The organism is Streptococcus sp. HMSC078H12 (assembly GCF_001814615.1).
GTDB lineage: Bacteria > Bacillota > Bacilli > Lactobacillales > Streptococcaceae > Streptococcus > Streptococcus salivarius_F.
Genome location: NZ_KV817346.1, coordinates 136,814 through 143,051, shown reverse-complemented (window position 1 = coordinate 143,051; position 6,238 = coordinate 136,814). Strand labels below are relative to the sequence as shown.

The following is a 6,238-nucleotide window of genomic DNA, read 5'->3' as shown; positions in this document are numbered from 1 at the left end:
TTTGAAGAACAGTTCCGTTGGCATCTTTCAATTGGAAACTGAATTCACCATCTTTAAGAGTACGACCTGCAAGAGCTTTGGTGAAGTCGAATTTAGTTTTAACTGGTGCTACAACATAGTTGTTGAAGATCTTATCATCTGCGCTTGAAGCAAAACCACCAGTACCACTGTATTTAACTGAAGCTTGCAAATCACCATTAGCATCTTTCGTAACCTTTACAGTCATGGTTACTTCCATAGTATCATAGTCGACATCCTTGTCTCTACCAGCTAATTCGGTGATTGTATATGTATAAGTACCTTCTTTTTTAAATGACAATTCTGAGAAGGTTGCCTTACCACCTTGGTTTGTAACAGTTTCTTCCACACCAGGTGAAGAAGAGTTTTCCTTGATCTTGAAGCTAAATTCACCATCTGTAAGGACACGTCCTGCCAATTGTTTTTCAACTTCTGGTTTTACCTTGATAGTTTCTGTCTTATCGTAGTAGTAAATTGGTTGTTTGTATGGTACAAGAGAGTTGAGCAAGTCAACATTCATACCACTACCTGTAACTCCTCTTCTAAGTTGCTCATTATCAATCTGATAACCAATATTATCTCCCAAGAACGGAACAAAGACAGTCTTATACGGTGTGTATCCAGCAGCTTTTTGGAAGTCAAATGGAAGTTCAATACCATTCGGATGATTCACACCATCAGTACCAGTAAATGGAATTGTATGAAGAGGTGACATTTTCTTAACCAATTCCTGAGTATTGTTCTCACCTGGTTTGATTGGCTTAGTTTCTGCTAAAAGCATATAGCCATCAGTACTCAAAGTACCATCTGAACGTTTGCTTTGTTGTTTTGGATCTAACAAGTAAACGCGAATGACGACTGAACCATCTTCACCAACGATTTCTTTGATACGTTTAATACCGTATCTATCAGCATCCATAAACTTGGTTCCAACTTTATATGGACGACTGACATAACCAGCAGTTGTATCTGGATCTGCTGTTTGATAAAGTTTATAAACCGTTTCTTTAGTAATGCCATTACCGAGATCTTCAGTTTGTTTCGTAAATTGACGTTCTCCAGAAGCTGTGAAGTTTTGACCTTCCATAGCTTTCAGAGTATATTTAGCTAACTCAGTTTCATTACGATTTTCTTTATAGTCCTGAGTTGTAACAGACTTACCAGTTTCCTTGTAGGTAGGGTTTTTCTTGTCAACAAGTTTATAGTAGGTAGTCTTTTCAACATTAACAGGAATCTTAAAGTTCGTATCAGTAACCTGACGACCATTATATGCAGGTTCAACTGCATTTAAGATATCATTTGAATTACGTGCAGAATATACGGCTAGCAAATGTTGTTGCTCGGCTTCGGTCAATTGATGTCCTGGAGCTACATAAGATTGAATCGCTGGTCCAACTTCAAATCCTAATTGAATGAAAGGTTGATCTGTCTTACCAGGACCTTGTCCAATACCGGCTTGGTAGTCCGCTTTGAGCGTCAACTCATTATTAGATTTTGGAGTTGTTGTAGTGAATTTTTGAACACCACTTGTTGCAGTAAGTGTGTGTGTTTCAACAACACTACCAGTCGTTTTATCTATCAATTCGACTGTTGTATCAGTTGAAGTATCAAAGTTTTTATAAGCACGGACATAGTAGTTTGTGTTGTAACGCTCATTGTATTTTGTAAGATTCCAGATACCATAAGTATAGAAGTCACCTTCTTTAGCTTGGTAACCTGCTGGAATTGTTTGAGAGTGTACAGAAGCTCCGTTAGGATCTTTCATATCTGGATTAGCAGAAACATTCGAAGCAATGGTCGTTACAACATCAATCGGTGTCACATTATGGTCTGTCAAATCACGTTTACGACGGCTACGACTTGTTGCCAAAGCACCACCATTTGTCATATCAGTTGCAGCACGATCAAGTGTTGCACTACGGTCTTCAGCTGCTGCTCTAACTGAGTAAGCACGTGCTGTGACATTTGGCTTAACACTTGTTGCTGCTGCCGCAGTTTCGGCTGCTGCTGTTTCTTCAGTTACTGGAGCGGCCGTTGCTGCAGTACGATTAGCCGCTGTTGCAGCTGGAGTTGCTGCAGCGGTTGTCGCTGAAGCTGTTGTTTCAACGTTGTTGCTAGCTGCATTTGAAGATGCCGCTGTAGCTGGTTTAGCTGTTTCTGTAGCAGCTTTTTCAGTTGGTTTTGCAGTCTCTGAAGCTGGTTTAGCTGCTTCAGGTTTTGCAGTTTCTGTAGCTTGTTTGTCAGTTGTCTCTGCGGCAGCCTTATCTGTTGTTGAAGCTTCTGGCGTCAAGTTAAATGTTGACGCAGTTGCATCAGTTGAAGATACAGCTGCAGTAGGATCTGCTTGAGCTGTTGATGCTGTAGACGTCTCAACCAGGTCTGACGAACTTTCGCCCTCAACTGATGAACCAGGGTTTGATGAAGAAGCGTCAGGCGCTGTTACTTCATCAGCCTGTGCAGTATGAGCAGCAAAGAGTGCCGTTCCTAGCAAGACTGAAGCGACACCAAACGAATATTTACGCAATGAAAATCGTTGACGTCTGTTAAAAATGTCTTTCATTTCAAGTCTCCCTCTGTATGAAATAGTTAGTTATAGGTCACGAGTATACAAGAATCCTATACTTGAACTCATGATTCTATTACATTCTAACATTCTGACAATTCATGGTCAAGTGATTAATCGATATTTTTTAAAAAAAATCAAGTTGTCTGACAATTCAACTAACAACTTTTGCTCGTTTTTTATTTTTACAAGTGTAAAATCCTTGATTTTATTTGCTTTATACCGTTTTCAAATTTCTATTTTATTTTCTTTTCATTCCTAACTTTCTCATATTATTCAAGTAAGATGTCAGAGTTATGAGAGATTTTAACTCATTTTATTGGCCGATATTCTCACTTTGATTCTAATTTTCACCTTCTTATTACAAACCATCCGATTCTGTAACACCTTCGATAAACCATTGATATACAATTTAATAATCCTCTTTCACGACTAAAGTCTCCCATTAGCATTTCAAAAACACTAAAAAACCCAAGTATCATAAACTTGGGTTCATAATCTTATGGGTTTCAGAGGTAAATTCCTCTATTTTTTTCTGATATGGTTGTCATTCCAAGTCTGCAATTCTTGGTAGGACTTGACTTTCCCTTCTTCCTGAGTCGGTCTAAATGCCCTAACCGGTAACTCGTAGGCATCCTGGCCTTCAGGTGCCATCCAATGGAGTAAGGTATTGAACCAGGTTTCATTATTAATCTTGCTTGGAATGGTGTAGATCCTAGCATGTTTGGTCTTAATCGCTTCATAAGCATCCTTATGCTCTTTGGCAAAGTTGGTACTATCCATATTGAGGCTTCTGTCTTTTTCAGAAATGTAATATAGAGCAGGCAGACTCGCAATTGGTGTTTCTCTTGGATAATCTAGATCTTTACCATTAGTTGCACCTGGCCACATTTCAAGACCAAAAGGCTCTAAAGTCTTACGCATATCAACATTGGCGTAATCCAATTCCGAGTCCAAAGTATTCGAGTTAGCTGGAATATTCATTTCCTCAATCTTTTGCGTTTTGAGATTGAGGTATTTTTTATTAGAAGCAAAATCAGCTGATGACGCACCAAAAGGCATTTGTAAGTAAGCTTGCTCATTAAGCATGAAAAGCCTTAGACTTGCCTGATTTAAATAATCTTCATCCCCAGCTTTTTTAGCCAATTTCAAGAGGTCAATTTGTTTAGGTTTTTGATTTGGTTTTTCCGTGTCATACATATAGATATTAAAGTAGTCATACTTATAAAGTGTCTCACCCTTGGCATTTTTCTTACCAGATTCACCCCCCTTGTACTCCTGAGTGACTAAGTATTGACCAGCTACCCCCACAATGTTAAACATGTTTCTATCATGACCAGGATTTGGTGTCACGAGTAAAAATTCTTTATTATCTCCGAAGGTTTTCAGGGTGATTTTGAACAAGGGGTCTTCTGCATTGCTGCCGGAATAGACTGTCGTACTCGACTTACTGGATGCAACTGAACCTTTGGTAGCCTTACTGCTACTATTCACAGCAAAGAAGATAGCCGTCCCTGCGATTATAAAAAGTAATGCCACTAAGAGACCTATAAAAACAATTCTTGTGGACTTATCCCCCTTAGGTGTTGGTTGCTTTACAAACTTATTTTCCATAAATAATCTCCATTTTAGTACTGATTCTAGTATAGCATAGGTGGAGACTGTTGATAAGGTGCATCGGAGGTCTAATAGGACTGGATATTTTATTTTCATTTGACAAAATCTCTCGGACAGCGTACAATCAAGGCAAGTAACATTCGGAGGTAAATGGAGACATGAACAACTAAGTCTATTCACAATAAACCTGCTTTATTTGATAGATTGTTTTCATGTCTTTTTTGCGCTCTTTTTCTGTAGAAAATTTATTGGTGGTATCTGCGTTTTTTTTGCATCCACACCATCACTATCTCCTAGAGGGCTTTTTAGCTAGATTCAAGACGGTTCTATCTTATAAGGTAGGACTGTTTTTTGACCTTTGATATTGTTTGAAGTAAGAACCATATTTTCCATGAAACACTATCAACAAGCACTCAGACCTAGGAGGTCCTATGATACAGATTCAACATCTAACTATTACCCATACCAAAGATTTGCGTGAACTCGTTCATGACTTAAATCTAACGATAGCTACTGGTGAAAAAGTCGCCATCATTGGGGAGGAAGGCAATGGAAAATCTAGTCTCCTTACCCTTCTTGTCAATCCTAAAGCACATTTTGATCATCTTTCTTATGAGGGAACTATTAATAAACCAGATAGCCCACAGGTCTATATTCCCCAACAGATTTCGGATGACTTACAATCCCTAACCCTTAACGACTACTTCTTTGCGGATACTTATGACCTAGACTATGCTACCCTCTATCGTCTGGCTGATGAACTTCATTTTGATAGTGAGCGTTTTGCTAGCAATCAGCTTATCTCCACTCTGTCTGGTGGTGAGAAACTCAAAATTCAACTCATCCGAGAATTAGCTCGACCCCACGACATCATTTTTCTTGATGAGCCCTCAAACGATATGGATTTGACTACTATGACTTGGCTAAAAAATTTTATCAAACATTCTGATCAAACCATAATCTATATCTCACATGACGAGGACCTACTAAGCCAGACAGCAGATACTATTATCCATCTGGAACTCCTTAAACGTCGCCGTCAGGCAAGGACCAGTGTGGAGCACCTCGACTATGATAATTATAGCCAGCAACGCACTGATGCCTTCCAGCAACAGATACAGCAAGCGAAAACCGAGAAAAAAGCCTATGACAAAGCCATGGCCAAGCATCGCCGTATCAAACAAAATGTCCAAACTACCCTACGTAATACGCATGATAGCACGCAAGGACGATTGGTTGCCAAAAAGATGAAAGCAGTCCTCTCGCAAGAAAAACGCTACGACCGCCTTGCCCAAGATATGACACAAATGCCTGATAAAGAAGACAGTATTGAACTATTCTTCTCTCATATCACTCCTCTACCTCAGGGAAAATATCTCTTAAATCTGGATGAAAAACAGATAAACATCGCTCCTCACCTGACCATTGACCATCTCAAACTTTCTTTGAAAGGGCAAGAAAAAATTGGTATTGTTGGAGATAACGGCTGTGGTAAATCTACTCTCTTATACTTTCTCTACCAAGAACTTAGCAAGAAGACAGACCTGACTATTGGCTACATGCCCCAACGTTATGACGCTATCTTGCCAGTGGAACTGTCTCCATTAGCATTTTTGAGTAAGACTGGCGACAAAACTGAGAGAGAAATCATAAGTTCCCATCTCGCCAACCTCAACTTTAGTCATGATGAAATGAACCATGCAATCTCTGATTTATCTGGAGGACAAAAAGGAAAACTACTCCTACTGCACCTGGTCTTAGAAAGCCCTCAGCTCCTTATCTTAGATGAACCAACCAGAAATTTTTCACCCACCTCGCAACCCCAAGTCCGACAGCTCTTCGAGAACTATCCAGGGGCAATTCTGACGGTATCGCATGATGTCAACTACCTCAGACAAGTCTGCCAAAAGATCTATCACCTAGACTCAAACGGTTTAGAAGAAGTTGAGATTTAAGATATCGAATCTATCGTTTTTGCAAGAAAAGTCTCAAAAGAAACCTTTTCATCACTAAAAAAACTCAGGCAAAACCTGAGTTCTT

3 protein-coding genes are annotated in these 6,238 nt (G+C 39.4%); 1 reads left to right on the top strand and 2 read right to left on the bottom strand.

The features are described 5' to 3' along the window. On the bottom strand, nucleotides 1–2,578 hold a 2,578-nt coding region (locus tag HMPREF2979_RS10525; RefSeq protein WP_261787330.1), incomplete at its 3' end, for a Spy0128 family protein. Between the two features lie 528 nt (nucleotides 2,579–3,106). Continuing rightward, nucleotides 3,107–4,195: a hypothetical protein gene (locus HMPREF2979_RS09855; RefSeq protein WP_070656608.1), complete on the bottom strand. Its 1,089-nt coding sequence runs from the start codon at nucleotides 4,193–4,195 to the stop codon at nucleotides 3,107–3,109. Nucleotides 4,196–4,629: 434 nt separating this feature from the next. On the opposite strand from HMPREF2979_RS09855, the gene HMPREF2979_RS09850 reads away from it, so the two are divergent. Further along, nucleotides 4,630–6,153: an ATP-binding cassette domain-containing protein gene (locus HMPREF2979_RS09850; protein WP_070656606.1), complete on the top strand. Its 1,524-nt coding sequence runs from the start codon at nucleotides 4,630–4,632 to the stop codon at nucleotides 6,151–6,153. Nucleotides 6,154–6,238: the final 85 nt, after the last annotated feature.